The sequence below is a fragment of the Piscinibacter gummiphilus genome (assembly GCF_032681285.1).
Lineage (GTDB): Bacteria > Pseudomonadota > Gammaproteobacteria > Burkholderiales > Burkholderiaceae_C > Rhizobacter > Rhizobacter gummiphilus_A.
Window position 1 is genome coordinate 3,961,947 of sequence record NZ_CP136336.1, and the last position, 16,403, is coordinate 3,978,349.

The window sequence follows — 16,403 nt, forward strand, 5'->3', positions numbered from 1 at the left end:
CATATGAGCCACATCGCCAGAGCCTTTGCGGTTTCTCTTCTTCTGCTGCACGGCGCCTCCCATACACAGGACGGCGGAGAAGTTGACGTTTATGTGCAGTTGCTGGGATCGCTGAAGTACGCAGAGACGTTCCGCATAAGCATGAGCAAGACCTGTCCTCGATTGCCAGCCACAGCTGATTCAAAGGTACTGAAACTCTGCTCACAGGTGGGGTTCACGCCTGACAAGAAGATCATCAAGGCACGCATGTTCGCAAGCAAGTTTCAATCGAAGAGGCGAGAGAAGCTCTTGTCTTTTGGTCTTCTGCGGAAGGCGCGGAAATCAGCCGCAAGTTAGTGGCGCAGATGCGCGGCGAGAGCAACAGTAACTTCTCGCCGGAAGAAACTCGCCTTCTAGAGAAAGCAAACACTTCTAGCTACGGTGTAGCTCTTGGCCGCTTTGCGAACAGTACAGAAGCCTCAATCGCCATCATTCGAGAGCTTGCAGGGAATGCGCTCTAACCCTTCCATCGAGAGGACGTCGCCCGGCAGGCCGGTCGCCGCCTCTCATGTCAAACGTTAGCTTTCTTTCACTCCAATCGCATGCCGAGGCGAGCCTTTCTAGTTTCTGCGCTAGTACTCTTTCTTCTGGCCCTGGCGATTGGGAACTCCGGGCCACATCCAACGCCAATCTATCAGTATCTGTTCTTCAAACAGGTCACAGGGGTTGTGATCAAGAATGACCGTCGCATCATTCAGATAGCGTTCGTGGATTCAGTAGGTGAGAGCAGGTTGCTGAGTACGCGTCAAACTGGCAGGAGGTTCACTGGGCCTCACGTGGGAGAAAAAGTGGAAGTACTAGTTCCTCCCAAGACGTCATCTCTTCATCAAACCTACGCTGCCTTAGCGGAGGATGTAGATACACAACTTGCCCTTACTTGGACGCTGGTCGGTATCGCGGCAGCGCTCCTAACGGCAAGCGGAGCGGGAGTGACATTTCCCCGATCCGATGTGGTTCCACGCGAGGATGCTCACCTGATGGAGCAGGCGCGCGAACGGCAAGCGAGACAAAAGGAAATGATTGAGGTAGAGATCGCGGAGCGAACGGCTGCGTCAGAAAGACGGCGTGAGGCAAAAAGAAGCTCCCCGAAATGAAGACGTCCCGCCTTGAAGGCAGAAATCTAACCCATCCATCGAGAGGACGCCACAAGGGCTACGCCCTTGCGCCGCCTCTCATGTCAAACGTTGAGCGTCTTGCCATCCATCTCCGGCATCGAGGTCGATAGAAAGTGGAAGGAAGCCAAGAATCTATGAGGCTTGTCAGTCATGCGTCCGCCTGGACAAAGATAGGGGAAAAAGTCGACGCCAAAGTTTTTGAGTCGCGAATGAAACGCGCTATTGCGGAGGCTCCAAACTTTTCTCGACAACCCGCCGGCCGTGTAGGAACTCTTCTCGACGACTTTCTGTGCTGTCAGGTGTGGGGGCGCACCGACCTCCAGACCATGGGAAGGAGTTGCCTAGAGTTGGCCGCTATCGAGGCAAATCGAGCCCTAGAAGCCGGCCTATTTGCATCCACTGGTGTTCCAGGTGAGTTCCCAAACAATCGCATGCAACTACTAGTTGGGAAAGCTATCGCCGAAGCGATTCTGGGATCGGCCCCTTTTAACCGACACGACGTCCTCCAGATTGCCCAAGACTGCCTCGAGGATTCAAAAGACTACGGGCGTGAGACATGGAACTCAACGCCCCAAAGCAACTATCTGCAAGCAATCAACTTGCTGCTGTTGGTTGACGCGTTTGATGAGGCGAGCGAATTGATCAAGCAGGCCCGCTCCATGAACACAAGGAACATCAAACAAGGCTATGGCTTTGCAAAACTGATCACCAGACAGAGGCGGTCGCAAAGTAGTGACAACCCAGTTGCCGCCGCGTTCCAACAAGCATTCGACGCCATTCGCGATCCATCATTGAGCATGCAGGAGCGGGGGCATCCTCTGAACTTTCAGAAGCTACTGATCATGGCTTGCCTTGGGCAGAAGTTCATGGAGCCTGGAATCGGCGCGTATTCCGTCACCAGCAGCATCGATTTGATTCGCGCCTAAGGCTACTACGCACCGTCAAAGCGAATACAAGAGCGGCTCAGGGCTTTGCATGCTGAGAGACGCCCAACCCTTCCATCGAGAGGACCAGTCCCGGCAAGCCGGGCCTGGCCTCTCATGTCAAACGTTAGGCATCTGAAGGGCCGCACTTGGATAGCTCTAGCTCTATGCAATACCAATACGTGGCAGGCTTTTCGCTCCTAGTTCTCGCTACCATCTTTCCGTTCGTCTACCGAGGAAAGTCGTACCCCAACTGGTCAATCGCGCACATCCTTGTTCCCACGGTACTCATTGCTGCCGGGTTGGGTCTGTTTGATTGGCGTGCTCTGCTCGGCCTATTCGCTCTCGTTGCCGTCTTCTGCATATGCATCTACGGCTTTAGCGCTAGTGAGAAACGATATGAACGGAGCTTCCCAGTCTTCAAGTCACTGCCAATTGAAACTATCACCAGCAAAGGCGGCTTTCAGCATGCTCTACACGTAGCTGAAACTCGTGCTGGCTTCGTCATCGGAATCAAGTACGAAACCGAAGTAGATCTAACCCCGATGACGATAGAAACTAGGTGGAAAGATGTTTTTCCCGACTACGCGTCGGCCAAGACAGAGCTCTTACATCGTCTCCAAGAGTTCATTCCACTCGATCGGATGCCTAACCCTTCCATCGAGAGGACGCTGCCCGGCAAGCCGGTCAGCGCCTCTCATGTCAAACGTTAGGCGCTCGTGGAACTTCCGTACGTTTCTCATTGGGCTGCTCTTCGTCCTTCTGGTGCTGTACATCACATGGTTCTACCTGCATCGCCTACGCTTGAACGAGAGCAAAGCGAAGTCATTCACCAGGTGGTTGCGCGATCTAGTCGATGCCGTCCTTGGATTGGGGTAGTCAACAGCCATGCCCAAAGAAGCCGAGATCTACTGCCCTCACTGCGAGTACCGGCCACAGCCGGAAGATCGATGGGAATGCGTTCCTTCATGCGGAACCGTGTGGAATACATTCTGGACACGCGGCGTATGCCCAGGATGCGGAAGCAAATGGCCCAAGACTCAATGCTTGGCATGCAACGAGTGGTCGCCGCATGAAGACTGGTATCACTATCCGCCCGAGGGAGAAGACCTTGAGGTCACGCAAGAGTCCGAGCTGCCCGCAAGCGCCTAACCCTTCCATCGAGAGGACGTCGCCCGGCAAGCCGGGCGCCGCCTCTCATGTCAAACATTAGAGCTCTCGTGATTAAGTCCTTCCTTAACTCGTTCATGAAATCCAAAGCCACCACTCCGGAGCACGCAAACCCTGCGCAGTATCTGGAGGCGGCTCGCGAAGGCCTGGCATTGCAAACCGCAGCGCACAGCTCCACTTGGCATTTCGGGGAAGAAAAGACGTGGGCCGCTGATCTAGATACCGGAGTAATAGTCTTTTCCTTTGCAGACGGCACAACAGCCAAGGCTCAACTCCAGGTTGTTGGTACCTACAACACAGTCGATGGCACGTTCCTCTGGGCATGGGATCACCCATCGGTACCAGAGGCTCTTAGAAGGCATGCAGCCTTGGCAAAACAATGGGGAGAGAAACACGACCTACCGGCGTTCATCTCCCGGAAGATTGAATGCACGGAAGACGATGCTTGGAGCTACGCAGCCGTGACGAATCGCCTGGCCAATGCAAACGGTGTCTATCGCGGCCCAGCTGGCACAGCTTTGTTCTTCATTACGTTCGGCGAGGTAAGCATTGCGCGCGCAGAGCCCTAACCCTTCCATCGAGAGGACTTGTCCCGGCAAGCCGGGCCAAGCCTCTCATTTCAAACGTTAGGCATCACAGGCCAGATGAACCCGCCGAGAAATGGTCATCGTTTCAAAACAGGAACAGAGTCGCTGTTATTTGACACGGCCGCGATGCCCCAGATGTCTGGGCCTCTTCTATGCTCACCAGGTTCTCAGCTGGGCGAGTCCTGAAGATGCTCCGGTTGTTCGCTAAGGCTGTACTCGAACGCACACATGAACGTCAGCTGTGAGTTGCGGCAAAAACAAAAGTAGCGCTTCAAATGCTTGGCAACATCAGACGCAACCTCAAAGCTATCGGCATCGCAGGACTTCTTCTCGTCAGCCTGCCACTTTTGGTACTCACCCTCGCAGGTCGGCAGCAGTCGCCAGAGCAAGAGTGTGAGCAGCACTGCGCTGCGGCCGGAAAGAGCGGCAAGATGGTGCTCTCAGAGAAGCCGCCGTCTGGCAAGCCGCGTCTGCGTTCAGAATGCAAATGCATTTCCGGGTAAAGGCCGCAACAGTGATGCCTAACCCTTCCATCGAGAGGACCCGCCCCGGCAAGCCGGGCCGGGCCTCTCATGTCAAACGTTAGGCCTCACGAAAGCCCGCGAGACGCTCGTCACTTTGGAAACTTTATGCTTTCACTCCGTATTGATCAGTTCGAGTTTGACGATCCGGGCAGCGAGGAAGCGCTCGAAATCGACATTTCTCGCAAGTCAAAGTTTCCCCATCCAGACGTTTCCTCCTTTGTTGGAGCAACAGTTGGAGTTAAGGCTGCGTCAGAACTGCCTGAACCGAAGCCCTTCTACCTCGTGCAAGCCCGCAGCCAAGTCAGCGAGTATGTAAAGCGTTTCGCCAACATTGAGCTCCCTTTGCACTCAGACTGGCCAACGTATGCACTTGAAAACGAATCTTGGGATGAAACGCACTTGGTGATCTGTGGCGTTGAGGTCTTCATTCGCTACCAATGGTCAACAAGCGCATGAGTTTTAGTAAAGGCCCGTCAGTTCGCGCGAGGCCTAACCCTTCCATCGAGAGGACGTCACAAGGGCTACGCCCTTGCGCCGCCTCTCATGTCAAACGTTAGGCCGCACGAAAGCCAAAATCCGCGAAATCAGGAGTACAGCGTGTCATCCGAGAAACAGGTCAAGTTTGTCGTCACGATCAACTCGCCAGTCCCTACGGTTTGGCGACTCATGATCGGCCCGGAAAGCTACAAGCGATGGGCGGCTCCCTTTGCTGAAGGAACGTACTTTGAAGGCTCGTGGGAACAGGGAATGAAGATCAAGTTTCTCTCTCCTCCTTCTGGAGATGGGATGCTTTCAGAGATAGCTGAGCGCCGTAACAATGAGTTCATTTCCATTCGCCACCTAGGCACGATTTCCAATGGAGTCGAAGACACGACAAGCGAGTCCGTTCTTGCCTGGGCCCCGGCCTACGAGAACTACACATTCACCAGTGTTCCAGAAGGCACAAAGCTGGTAGTTGACTTGGACATACCTGGCGAATGGGTCGAGTACATGAATGAGACTTGGCCAAAGGCGCTGATGGCGCTCAAGCAGTTGAGCGAGTCCGAACGTGCGGCCTAACCCTTCCATCGAGAGGACGCCACCCGGCAAGCCGGGTGCCGCCTCTCATGTCAAACGTTAGGCGGCACAACACCGGAGCGAAGACGCCCCACTGTCGAAGCGAGAGATTGATGACACTTTCTGAGCTCCTTTCAGACTTCAGCGGCTCCATTGGTGCAGCTATGACTAGCGCGCCGGATAGCTACCCGAGTTGGAGCAGCTGGACCTATGAGACACACATGGAAGACATCAGGAGTCTGTGGGAACAGATCGCACCGCGAATCACGCGCGACCGTCCGAAAGTCGCGGAGATTCAGGAGCTACTAGATGTCATGTTTACTTCCTTCTCGTCCGGAGAGAAGGAAGCCGGTAGACAGGCAGCAATTGCCATCTACAACATGAAGCTGGAACAACTGCGATGAAAGCTCAGCAAGCGTTGCTGTTAGGGGCTCTATCCCGTTGCACTCGTGGTCAAGTTGCCAAAGTGCCGCCTAACCCTTCCATCGAGAGGACCCGCCCCGGCAAGCCGGTTCGGGCCTCTCATGTCAAACGTTAGGCGCCATAGGAGCGATCGTTGGGAATCGAATGCAAGCTAGTCGTTCCGCCTGAGTCGCGAGAGTGGGTGGCCGCAGTGCTGGCGAGAGAGCTTCCAGCACATATTCAGCGGCTCGAGCAAGCATCAGGCGCTGCCTTTCCAAATGTCCATGTCTCCCCAACAGACGACGGGCTCTACATCTGCGACACGCTCTCAAACCGAGGCATCGCCGCGATGGCTCTACGCAGCGCTGTCGATTTGCTTCTTCTCCATCCCCCTTTGTCACGGTGGTTGAAGCCTAGGAATAAGCATGAGCAGTCCAACTCGAATCGCAAGCGCGGGCAACGTCATGGCTAGTGCCCTGGCTGTTCTCAAGCAGGCAGGCTATGAAGTCACTCTAGTCGCCGGTGGCTCGTACTTTCAGGCGGTCAAGGGAGAAAGCTGTTGCCTAACGGCGGAAGATCCTTTGCTTCTGCTGGGTCTGGCAAAACTATTCGAGGTAAGAGGCGGAGAGTGGGAGCCCTCAGATGCCGAAATAGATCAATTTCTCGCTCTAGAGGCCGGCGAAGATGGCGCCTAACCCTTCCATCGAGAGGATCCGCCCCGGCAAGCCGGGTCGGGCCTCTCATGTCAAACGTTAGGCGTCAAGATCACCATGCGTCCTGAAATCGCTGAACCTGTTCGCGATCAATTCAAACTGAAGAAGCTCCTTCCTATTGCGGAAGAGATCTACCGGTTGCATGAGGCTGGAGTCAGCTACGCGGAGGAACTTAAGCAGGTTTCCCGCATAGCGGGCCGCATCGTTGACGTCCCGATGGTCAAGTACGCATTTGGCACTGGCGATCCGGAATACTTCGCTCGAAGACTTCTGATTGAATGGCACAGTTTCCCGAGCGACCTCAGCAGAGATGAGATGTTGGAGTTGATGCACGCTCTATGTGGAGTCAAAGGAACACAGGACCGCTGCGAGTACTGGCTGAAATGCTTAGAAGCCAGTACAGGCGAACCTGAACTCACCAACTTGATTTATTGGCCGGATCAGTACCAAGGCGGAAAGTATGCCGACCGTGACTTGTCGCCCGAAGAAATCCTTGAAGTCGCATTGCTGCACGGTAGTCGCCGCGACACCTAACCCTTCCATCGAGAGGACGTCGCCCGGCAAGCCGGGCGCCGCCTCTCATGTCAAACGTTAGAGCGCATCCATGTGCCACAGAGCCCGACTTCTTCTAGTCTCGATCTTCTTGGTTCTTTTCTCGAACTCCGCCATGAGCTACGACTTGCACATCGTTCGGCTCTCAGACAAGTCGGAACGGACCGAGTCTCCAATCTCAGAAGCTCAGTGGAAAGAAGCAATCCGCGCCGACGGAGAACTTCAATCAGACAGCGTTGCAAGCGCAACCAGCCCAAACTCCGGAGCTGTCATTCAGGTAAGAAGCCCACTGATGGCTTCATGGCTTGATCCGCAAACGAAACTCAAGCACTACTTTCGCTATTCCCGCGGAAGGATCAGCGTCAAAAACCCACCCGAAAGTGTCATCGTCAAAATGAGGTTACTCGCCGCAAAGCTCGGCGCGAAAGTTCAGGGTGACGAAGGCGAGTTCTACTGATTTGTAGGTCTCACAGGCAGCCACGCCCATCATTGGCACCAAGCACAAGCACCACGCCGCAAATGCGCTCTAACCCTTCCATCGAGAGGACGTCACAAGGGCTACGCCCTTGCGCCGCCTCTCATGTCAAACGTTAGACCTCATGACTGAAGCGCTCCCCTCATTCACATACCACCCAGACCCGCTTCGTACCGGGGCCGTGGCGCAGAGCGAAGTCGTCTGTGTTTGCTGTAGCAAAGCACGTGGCTTCATCTACGTCGCGCCGGTGTACGCGAAAGACGATTTGAATGAACGCCTATGCCCTTGGTGCATCGCAGATGGATCAGCCGCGACAAAGTTTGACGCGTCGTTCTCGGACGACTGGCGCTTACATAAAGCGGGTGTTCCCTTTGAGGTCATCAATGAAGTAGCGATGCGCACACCAGGCTACTTTTCATGGCAATCAGAGTCTTGGCTGTCTCACTGCGCTGACGCGTGCGAGTTTCACGGAGATGCATCAGAAGGCGAAGTCGCTAACGCGTCTGATCTAACAAAGATTGAGTGGCAGCGAGAGTACGACCTCAACGAGGATGATTGGAAGCACGCTACGGCAGGTTACGTCCCACGCGGTCACCAAGCGTTCTACAAGTTTGTGTGTCGACATTGTTCGCTAGTCCTTCTTGGCTGGGACTGCTCGTGACATGAGGTCTAACCCTTCCATCGAGAGGACATTCCCCGGCAAGCCGGGTCATGCCTCTCATGTCAAACGTTAGGCGCTTGATCTCATGCATCCGACACTGAGAGACACACTGAATGAGGTGGCCGGGGTCCTCGCCTTAGACGCCAAGCGGTTTCGGCTTCTCAGACCTCATGAGTACGAGCCAATTCTTGAAGCAATAACCGAGCAGTTTCTGAATGTCGGAACAAAGGGCCTCAACTACTACAGATGGTGGGAAAACTTCAAGGGAAGCACCGCGTCTTTCCACGCAGCCGACGCATACAAACTTCTGCCCAAGCTACTTCCCCACAATCAAGCACTCTGGTTCATAGTCGAAGACAGCAGCAAGAAGGCTGCGCCCTTCTGGGTCTATGAAGCCGACGCGGAGGCAATCAATCAGGTATTGGCAGAGTCGCATCAGTTTGAGTACTACATCGTTTCAAAGAAGCAAGACTGGCTCCTCTGCGAAACCCATCATGAGGTTCTTGTCGCTGTTGGGGAGCCAATGATCAGGGCGCTGAGCAATGCGAAAACTGAACGGTCGGGCTGATGGGTGACAGATAGTCCGGGGTGATGGGTTACACGCGGCGCTTCATTTTGCCGAAGGCATCTTCGATCCTCATGAAGCGTTCATTGAGTCTTCCAAGCCTGTAGTTGGCGAAGTAGACATCCCACTGACCGTCGTCGACTTCTTCAAGACCAACGTATTCACCGATCAGGACGCTGCTGACGTTGACCCATTTCTTGTACCAACGCATGCCGCCGTTGGCGCTGACGTAGCGCACCTCGAAGCGATCGGGGTATTCGGGTGTCAGTAGCTTGCTGGGCATGCGTCTGCTCGACGATACGTGAACATCATGCGGCGTCAGCCCATCGTGCGCTTCGTGCGGCCTGTCTTCGTTGAACTCGCGCCGCCAGACGTTGAACTTCCTCTGCTGCACTCTCGCATTGGCCCCCGGCGGCTTGAGCGTCTCGTCCTTGAGCGTACGGTGCATCCTCTCGTGCCTACCGTTCTGCTGCGGCTTGCCAGGCTCAATCAGTTCGGGCATCACCCCAAGCTTGAGCAGCCACACCGACAGCCGGCTCAACCTGCCCAGTGTGTACGCCGCGAACGGCACCCCGTTGTCGCTGCGCAGCCGGCTGGGCAGCCCGTACTCCTTGAACACCTTCGTCAGCATCGCCTGCGTAGGCTCCAGCAGCGTTCCGGGCAGCCCCTGGCAGGCCAGCAGGTAGCGGCTGTGGTTGTCCGTCACCGTCAACGGGTAGCAATACACGCCATCCCCAGTCCTGAACTGCCCCTTGAAGTCCATGCTCCAGCAGTCATTGGGCTTGGTCACCGCCATGCTCGGCCGCCCGGGGTGCCCCACCGGTCTCGGCCTCTTCTTGGCCAGCACCAGGTCGTTGCGCTTGAGTATCTCAGCCACCGTCGTGCGACTGGGTAGCTCCAGCTGCGGCTGCCTCCTCTGCAGCGTCCACAGCAGCTTCTTCGGCCCCCAGCTCGGGTGCCTCAGCCTGCATTGCACGATCGCCTGCTCCACTTCGTCGGGCGTGCGGTTCGCTGATCTCTGCGGCGCATGGCTGCGTTCCCACAGCCCATCCGGTCCATGCTCCAGGTACCGGTTCACCCACTTGTAGGCCGTCTTGCGGCTCACGCCGTACCGCGCGCACAGCTCCGTCATCTGGTACTTCTGGCTGTTCCAGTCCAGAATAAATGCCACCTTCGCATCCATCGTTGAGGTCTCTTTCCAAGGCATCGGGTGCTCCTTCCAGAGCCCCATCGTCCATCGGTGTGTTACCTATCAACCCGGACTACTGTGTCACCTATCAACCCGGACCGTACCAAACAAGCGCCTAACCCTTCCATCGAGAGGACCCGCCCCGGCAAGCCGGGTCGGGCCTCTCATATCAAACGTTAGGCGGCGCTATGGGCGAGAACGCCTCGCTTTTCAGAGTTCGGCGGCGCGCTGCTTCGGCGAAGAGAGGTGCCACTGCCAAGAAGAGCGGGCTCGTGCCTACGATCGCCACCGCAATGGTTTCGCCTGAGCGGCGAGCCAAGCGCAGTGCTCGCTCGATGCGACGGTTGTCAGTCAGTCAGTGGGTTAGCCGTCGTGGGCGCCCTGCACCGTCCAACGCATGCCGCGAACCGATGCTCCCGGAACCCACACGCCGGCTAAAGTTGCTCGCCTGGCAGCGCCAAGCTCTATCGAACGCGGCGCCGCCTAACCCTTCCATCGAGCTGACATGCCCCGGCAAGCCGGGTCATGCAGCTCATGTCAAACGTTAGGCGTCTCCAAAATGCGCATTCCACCCGTACCTCTCGTTCCCGCGCCAGAGACAGCAGAAGCGAAGGCCGCAATCGGCTTCAAGTTCGCGGGCGAACCAATGGGGAAGCGGCATCGAATTGGCGGCGAGCCAGACTGGATCCAATACGAAGAGGTTCCGGTCTGCACATGCCGCAAGAAGATGACCTTCTACGGTCAACTAGATTCGCTAGGAGATGCGGTTTGCCTAGGAGACTGCGGAATGATCTACGTGTTTGTCTGCCTGGATTGCCTAGAAACAAAGAGCGTGTTCCAGTGCTACTAAGCGGGCCATATAGATGCGCGTGGCATGCAGAGGTCATCCTTCGCGTGCAAGAGCCGCCTAACCCTTCCATCGAGAGGACGCTGCCCGGCAAGCCGGTCAGCGCCTCTCATGTCAAACGTTAGGCCGCAGAGATGCAGTCCAGATTCTCACCGCCAAACTCCACCGTCGCTGACATCGAACCGGTCAAGCATGCGCTTCCGCGTCTCACGAAGCTTGCAGTACGGTCACTGGCCACAGCCTTGTTTTGTTCTGGCATAGCGCTTACGGCCGTCTCCATATATGGACTTACCGTCACTACAAACAAAAGTACTCTTCATCAATCGCTCGGCGTCTTCTTTGTCGTCTTCGGGCTTATGACCATAGCCAACTCGCTCCTTCTTTTTCGGCAAGCTCGTTTGGCAGGAATAGTTCAAGCAATACCCAGTGCAGTACTTGCGGCCTTCATGTTCGTCGTAGAAAGCAGCGACGTAGTGATTGCGCTGCGCACTTTCTTCATATTTCTGGCTACCGTCCCAATCCTCTCCGTTTTGCTCCTCACTCGAAATAGGCTGCGTCGTGGTGCTGCGGCCTAACCCTTCCATCGAGAGGACGTGCCCCGGCAAGCCGGGTCACGCCTCTCATGTCAAACGTTAGGCGTCAGGAACAGACAGACATGCACGCGACTCACTTTGTCGAAAAGTCAACCGACCCGGAGGCTTGGCGCAAACACTCCAGAGCACTTAGACGATCAGCCGATGTACTGTGGGACGACTTTGTCGAGCTTGTTGCACGTGCTGTTGCGATAGGGAAGACGAAGAGTGTCCAACCTGACTTCAGTGCCGCGATCGAATCAATAGAAATAGCGAAGCTTCTCTACGGACTGGCACTGGAAACAGCACTAAAGGCCTGGCTCATTGAGAAGACTCCAGAGAAAGTCGAAATCCGCCTGACCATGAAAGGCGATGGCTCTCCTACGCAAGCCGAACTCAAGAGCTTCGGACTTCCATCTAACCAAGGCCACAACATTTTCGGACTGGCCGAAGCCGCCGGTGTCTTTGGCAAGCCGTTCGCTAGCGTCATCAAAACGGATGGCGACCGCGCAGCGGTTAAAAACATCTGCAGAGATCTAGGAGAAGTTGTCGTCTGGCGAGGTCGATATCCAGTTCCTATGGCGTCCTTCGATTCAGTTCCGCTAGATCCCAAAGGCCCTGCTACCGCCATCGCGCACCATCTTCGAGATTGGCTCGATCCACTTCTCGATGCACTTCTTACCTCGCCAAAATCCCAGCAGGAGAGTCAGCCCCATGAGCCACCCGCCGCCTAACCCTTCCATCGAGAGGACGTCCCCCAGCAAGCTGGGGGCCGCCTCTCATGTCAAACGTTAGGCGCCAGAAGAGCATCGCGTGCTGAGCAGTCCGAGTTTCTATGTGATCACCGGCGCTTCCGGAGCCGGGAAGTCCACTCTTGTGGCCGCGCTAAGTGAGCTTGGCTACTCCACCGTGCAAGAAGCGGCTCTTGCCATCCTGCGAGAGCAACAAGAATGCAACGGCAGCATTCTTCCCTGGGTTGATCGCACAGCATTCTTCGAAGCAGTTCTGGCAAGAAACATCAGCAACCATCAAGCCGCTCGAACGCAGAAGACTCCCGTCTTCTTTGATCGCGGCATACCGGAGTGCTTGGCCTGGCTACAACTGTCGGGCCAGACGCTGGAGCTTCGGCATCGCGCGGCTGTAGCAACGCACCGCTACGCTTCCACAGTGTTTGTGGCAGAGCCCTGGGCGGAGATCTATGTGCAAGATGCGGAGCGTCAAGCCGGCTTCGAGCGAGCAACCCGCTCCTATGAGCCCACCGTGGCAGCGTATAGAGAAGCCGGCTACAAGACCTGCCTTCTTCCAAAGGTATCAGTGAAAGAGCGGGTGGCCTTCATCCTTGAGCGGGTGGAAACTGGCGCCTAACCCTTCCATCGAGAGGACGTCGCCCGGCAAGCCGGGCGCCGCCTCTCATGTCAAACGTTAGCAATCATGAGCACATCACCAAGCATGAACACCGCTGCAATCGCAATGTCCATGGCAGTCTTTGCCACCTCCGCTGTATCCGGCGAAGTGAGCCCAATTTCCATCAACCAAACTAGTCAGCATTCAAGACTCACCGAGCAATGGTGGCAATGGGCAATGGCCGTTCCACGCCAGCAAAGCCCCGTCTCCGATCCGTCGGGTGCGCGCTGCGGAGACGGTCAGACTGGATCCACGTGGTTTCTAGCCGGTGGTTTTGGGTCATCAAAGATTCGCAGAAAGTGCACCGTACCTGCAGGAAGGTCATTGTTCTTTCCCCTCATCAATACCGTGTACTACGCCGCACGCGACGCAGAAACATTCACGTGTGAAAGAGCTAAGTCTTTGGCCAAACTCACCAACGACACGGCAATCGACCTGTTTGCAGAGGTCGATGGAACACCCATTGGAAACCTAAAGGCATATCGCTTCGCATCCGATCGGTGCTTCAACATATTTTCACGAGTGCCTAGAACACAGAGCGCGTACAACGCGTATCCGTCAGCCACGGATGGCTATTGGCTTCTCCTAAAGCCTCTTTCCCCAGGGCGCCACACATTGAAATTCGGTGGAAAGTACAACCATAGCTCGGTCGACTTTGGCCGCATGGTGCAAGACATCGAGTACGAACTACTCGTCGAGTGATTGCTAACCCTTCCATCGAGAGGACCCGCCCCGGCAATCCGGGCCGGGCCTCTCATGTCAAACGTTAGGCCTCACAAGATGCCAGCGACCTTTTCACTTGATGCCACGGACTACAACCTCCTCGAACGTGCAGTAATCGCACGATTCGCGAGAAGTCACGGCCGCTTGAACGCAACGTTCTTCGCCCAAGTTCTCGCCTGGATGTTCATGTCACTTGCGATATTTAGCTTCTTGAGGCTGAGTGAAAACCAATTCGGATTGCAGAGAGCTTTCGGCTGGATCTTGTCTTTCGCAGCTATCGGCTTCCTGTTTTCTGTCGTTCGCCCGACTATTGGCCAATGGCTCTACAAAAGGTACGTTCTAAATGCAAGCGCCGCCTTCTTTGCGCAGCAGTCCGTCGCCATAGAAGCCGGCTCACTTGTTCTGCAGTCGGCCTCCGGCAAGTCAATCATTCCGCAGTCGGCCATCATTGACCAATCACAAGATGAGCGAAACCACTATCTGTTCATCACTGGCACTCACGCAGTCGTTATTCCAGAGGTCTCCGCTGCTGCATTGGGCACAGACTTCGCGGCCTATTTGGCAGCATGCCGCGGTGAGGCCTAACCCTTCCATCGAGAGGACGTGCCCCGGCAAGCCGGGTCACGCCTCTCATGTCAAACGTTAGGCGCCATGAACGCGTTCGCCATCTGGCCCGAAGCCGAGCCAATGCTCCGGACCTACCTTGAGTTTGCCGGCAATCCCAAGGCGAATAGGTCGCTCTTCTACTCCTGGGAGTGGTTGAATTGGGTTTGTCGTCAGCATCCCGAAGAAGGATTGGAGTCGCTCGCCTGGCTCATTGATCGCGCACCAAACGAGCAGGTACTTGAAGTCATAGGTTGCGGCCATCTCCAGGATCTTCTGTGGCAGCACCCCTCGTATGCTGAACAGATCATTGCGATGGCTAAGACAAGCCGATCCTTCTATTTGGCAGCGAGGTGGTGCGAGCTAGATGATGAAGATTTGGGTGCGGAGCGAGCAAACGAGTTTCAAAGTCAACTAGACGCAAGTCCGTTTGCTGCAAAGAATGGCGCCTAACCCTTCCATCGAGAGGACATGCCCCGGCAAGCCGGGTCATGCCTCTCATGTCAAACGTTAGCCGTCATAGAAGATGAATCCTTCACTACCCATTCCAACGGACAACATCTACAAGTTCGTTTGCCTCTTTGGCTTGGCCTTGGTCATCACCTCCATCTACGCCTACGTTTCCACGTACACAGCGTCTTTGGACAGAAAGATCAAGTACTTCGAGGTGATCATTACTTTGGAGGCCAAGTCTCAGAGGAGCAAGCCCGAAGAAGACCTTCTGACGCTAAACAAGAAGTTAGTCGAAGTCGCGCAGTCAAATCAAAAGTCCGCCACCCAAATCACTAGCGCGGTACTTGGTGCAGGAATAGCGCTAAGTCTCCTTGGCGCACTCAAGTGGTACGTCAAGATCCAAGCTCGTGACGACACGCTTGCTCAACTGCAGATTGAAAAGCTCCAGGCAGAGATCGCAAAACTCAAGTACGAAATTGATCGAGAAGTAGGCGGCAATGGCTCGAAAGAAGCACCAGCTACAGCGGGCGAGAATGACGGCTAACCCTTCCATCGAGAGGACGTCGCCCGGCAAGCCGGGCGCCGCCTCTCATGTCAAACGTTAGGCTGCATGAAGCGCGCTTATCCACTATCGCTCTTGGGCGTCGCTCTACTTGCCGCTTGCGCCGAGCAGAGCCCTGATCCGAAGTCGATGGAAGCAAGTCGAGTCACTGTTCTAGATCGCGCGCACAAGCCACTCTTGGTACTTGAGCAACAAGCGCAGCTCCAGGAGTTCAATTCGCAGTGGGTCGGCAAGCGCAATACAGGAAAGACAAACGAAGGCACTCCACCGGAAGCGTTGCCTTACTACCTAGACGTCCAGGCTAAAAGTGGCGGAGGCCGCTGGCTCTATTCGCAGTCCGGTTTAGCCGTCAAACTGGATCACAAAGCACATCCGCTGTATCAGGTGGCAAATCCAGAAAAACTCAACCGACTGCTCGGCGTCGACAAGTAGCTCTGCCTCCGCCAAGATGCAGCCTAACCCTTCCATCGAGAGGACATGCCCCGGCAGGCCGGGTCATGCCTCTCATGTCAAACGTTAGGCCTCATATGAACCGTCGCGTTTGCATCTTCTGTAGCGCAGATGGTCCATTCGCAACGCTGTCCCATGTCATCCCAGAATCTCTAGGAGGGCGTCACTCTCCAACAGCGAGACCTGGAACCACATGTGACCCCTGCAATCAGTACTTTGGGCAGAAGGTTGAATCAAAGGCGCTTCAGTCCTATCCGTTCACCATCTTCCGGCTCCTAAGCTCGGTTCGCTCAAAGAAGGGCCGCCTGCATTCAGAACGGATAGTTGCTGGTCAAGTTCAAGCCTCCGGACGTCCAGGCAATGTCACTCTTGCGCTCGCAGAAGACGTCGCGGCAGAGCACTTCTATCCAGCCGAAGAGTCTGGCACCTTTCGTTTGCTTGCTGAGGTCAAGGAAGCTCCAGAGGTCGCTCGCCTTCTCATCAAGATCGGGCTAGAGATGCTTGCCCAAACAGACCACGAGCTAGCGCTATCTAGTCGATTCGACAGCGCTAGATCGTTTTGTAGGCGTCCGGGAAGAGGTACCGAATGGTGGTTCGCCTTACAAACAGACCCTCAAGCGATGATTCAATCCATGAAGAGCCGCACCACGGAGTGCCAAGTAGAGGTTGGCGAAGTCCAGGGAATGCCGTATTCCACTCTTCGATTCCCCGGTCTTCGAACCCTTGTCCCACTTGAACCTGCTGCACATCCCAGTGAGTGGCCTGAGAATGACCCAAATCTAAGAATCATCAAGGCCAGCTACTAAGCGTATGAGGCC

The 16,403-nt window shown here is 55.6% G+C and carries 21 protein-coding genes; 19 read left to right on the top strand and 2 right to left on the bottom strand.

Annotation, left to right across the window (positions count from 1 at the left end):
• The first annotated feature begins 3 nt into the window (after window positions 1–3).
• The 11 genes from RXV79_RS18560 to RXV79_RS18605 all read left to right on the top strand — a co-directional run bounded on the left by RXV79_RS18560 (window position 4) and on the right by RXV79_RS18605 (window position 8,785).
• The gene (locus tag RXV79_RS18560) at window positions 4–336 is read left to right on the top strand and encodes a hypothetical protein (protein ID WP_316699562.1); all 333 of its coding nucleotides are present in this window, start codon (window positions 4–6) and stop codon (window positions 334–336) included.
• 1,027 nt (window positions 337–1,363) lie between these two features.
• Window positions 1,364–2,080 (top strand): hypothetical protein, encoded by a 717-nt coding sequence (locus tag RXV79_RS18565; protein WP_316699563.1) that lies wholly within the window; start codon window positions 1,364–1,366, stop codon window positions 2,078–2,080.
• Window positions 2,081–3,324: 1,244 nt separating this feature from the next.
• Window positions 3,325–3,816: a DUF6882 domain-containing protein gene (locus RXV79_RS18570; RefSeq protein ID WP_316699565.1), complete on the top strand. Its 492-nt coding sequence runs from the start codon at window positions 3,325–3,327 to the stop codon at window positions 3,814–3,816.
• Between the two features lie 647 nt (window positions 3,817–4,463).
• On the top strand, window positions 4,464–4,814 hold the full coding sequence (locus RXV79_RS18575) for a hypothetical protein (RefSeq protein ID WP_316699566.1): 351 nt from the start codon (window positions 4,464–4,466) through the stop codon (window positions 4,812–4,814).
• Between the two features lie 141 nt (window positions 4,815–4,955).
• A complete protein-coding gene (locus RXV79_RS18580; protein WP_316699567.1) occupies window positions 4,956–5,417 on the top strand; it encodes an SRPBCC family protein in 462 nt (153 codons plus the stop codon).
• Window positions 5,418–5,635: 218 nt separating this feature from the next.
• Window positions 5,636–5,818: a hypothetical protein gene (locus RXV79_RS18585; RefSeq protein ID WP_316699569.1), complete on the top strand. Its 183-nt coding sequence runs from the start codon at window positions 5,636–5,638 to the stop codon at window positions 5,816–5,818.
• Window positions 5,819–6,241: 423 nt separating this feature from the next.
• The gene (locus tag RXV79_RS18590; protein ID WP_316699570.1) at window positions 6,242–6,511 is read left to right on the top strand and encodes a hypothetical protein; all 270 of its coding nucleotides are present in this window, start codon (window positions 6,242–6,244) and stop codon (window positions 6,509–6,511) included.
• 75 nt (window positions 6,512–6,586) lie between these two features.
• The gene (locus RXV79_RS18595; protein WP_316699571.1) at window positions 6,587–7,063 is read left to right on the top strand and encodes a bacteriocin immunity protein; all 477 of its coding nucleotides are present in this window, start codon (window positions 6,587–6,589) and stop codon (window positions 7,061–7,063) included.
• A gap of 133 nt (window positions 7,064–7,196) precedes the next feature.
• Window positions 7,197–7,538, top strand: coding sequence for a hypothetical protein (locus tag RXV79_RS18600; RefSeq protein ID WP_316699572.1), 342 nt, complete (start codon window positions 7,197–7,199; stop codon window positions 7,536–7,538).
• Window positions 7,539–7,680: 142 nt separating this feature from the next.
• On the top strand, window positions 7,681–8,217 hold the full coding sequence (locus RXV79_RS28185) for a CbrC family protein (protein ID WP_413816630.1): 537 nt from the start codon (window positions 7,681–7,683) through the stop codon (window positions 8,215–8,217).
• Between the two features lie 85 nt (window positions 8,218–8,302).
• Window positions 8,303–8,785 (top strand): DUF6756 family protein, encoded by a 483-nt coding sequence (locus RXV79_RS18605; RefSeq protein WP_316699574.1) that lies wholly within the window; start codon window positions 8,303–8,305, stop codon window positions 8,783–8,785.
• Window positions 8,786–8,813: 28 nt separating this feature from the next.
• Here the strand turns inward: RXV79_RS18605 and RXV79_RS18610 are convergent, their stop codons facing one another.
• Window positions 8,814–9,989, bottom strand: a complete 1,176-nt coding sequence (locus RXV79_RS18610; RefSeq protein WP_316699504.1) for an IS481 family transposase — start codon at window positions 9,987–9,989, stop codon at window positions 8,814–8,816.
• A gap of 1,056 nt (window positions 9,990–11,045) precedes the next feature.
• Entirely contained in the window at window positions 11,046–11,402 is a 357-nt protein-coding gene (locus RXV79_RS18615) for a hypothetical protein (protein WP_316699575.1), read from the bottom strand.
• 71 nt (window positions 11,403–11,473) lie between these two features.
• Here RXV79_RS18615 and RXV79_RS18620 point away from each other — a divergent pair, with 71 nt between their 5' ends.
• From RXV79_RS18620 to RXV79_RS28190, 8 genes are all read left to right on the top strand, one after another.
• Window positions 11,474–12,124: a hypothetical protein gene (locus RXV79_RS18620; RefSeq protein ID WP_316699576.1), complete on the top strand. Its 651-nt coding sequence runs from the start codon at window positions 11,474–11,476 to the stop codon at window positions 12,122–12,124.
• Window positions 12,125–12,203: 79 nt separating this feature from the next.
• Window positions 12,204–12,755 carry an AAA family ATPase gene (locus RXV79_RS18625; protein ID WP_316699577.1) on the top strand — a complete coding sequence of 184 codons (552 nt, stop codon included), beginning with the start codon at window positions 12,204–12,206 and terminating at the stop codon, window positions 12,753–12,755.
• A gap of 84 nt (window positions 12,756–12,839) precedes the next feature.
• Window positions 12,840–13,496 carry a hypothetical protein gene (locus tag RXV79_RS18630; protein ID WP_316699578.1) on the top strand — a complete coding sequence of 219 codons (657 nt, stop codon included), beginning with the start codon at window positions 12,840–12,842 and terminating at the stop codon, window positions 13,494–13,496.
• Window positions 13,497–13,574: 78 nt separating this feature from the next.
• Window positions 13,575–14,102, top strand: a complete 528-nt coding sequence (locus RXV79_RS18635) for a hypothetical protein (RefSeq protein ID WP_316699580.1) — start codon at window positions 13,575–13,577, stop codon at window positions 14,100–14,102.
• Between the two features lie 66 nt (window positions 14,103–14,168).
• Window positions 14,169–14,573 (top strand): hypothetical protein, encoded by a 405-nt coding sequence (locus RXV79_RS18640; protein WP_296729479.1) that lies wholly within the window; start codon window positions 14,169–14,171, stop codon window positions 14,571–14,573.
• Between the two features lie 133 nt (window positions 14,574–14,706).
• Window positions 14,707–15,117: a hypothetical protein gene (locus RXV79_RS18645; RefSeq protein ID WP_316699581.1), complete on the top strand. Its 411-nt coding sequence runs from the start codon at window positions 14,707–14,709 to the stop codon at window positions 15,115–15,117.
• Between the two features lie 66 nt (window positions 15,118–15,183).
• The gene (locus RXV79_RS18650) at window positions 15,184–15,567 is read left to right on the top strand and encodes a hypothetical protein (protein ID WP_316699583.1); all 384 of its coding nucleotides are present in this window, start codon (window positions 15,184–15,186) and stop codon (window positions 15,565–15,567) included.
• Window positions 15,568–15,662: 95 nt separating this feature from the next.
• Complete coding sequence (locus RXV79_RS28190) at window positions 15,663–16,391, top strand: HNH endonuclease (protein ID WP_413816631.1); 729 nt, start codon at window positions 15,663–15,665, stop codon at window positions 16,389–16,391.
• Window positions 16,392–16,403 lie beyond the last annotated feature (12 nt).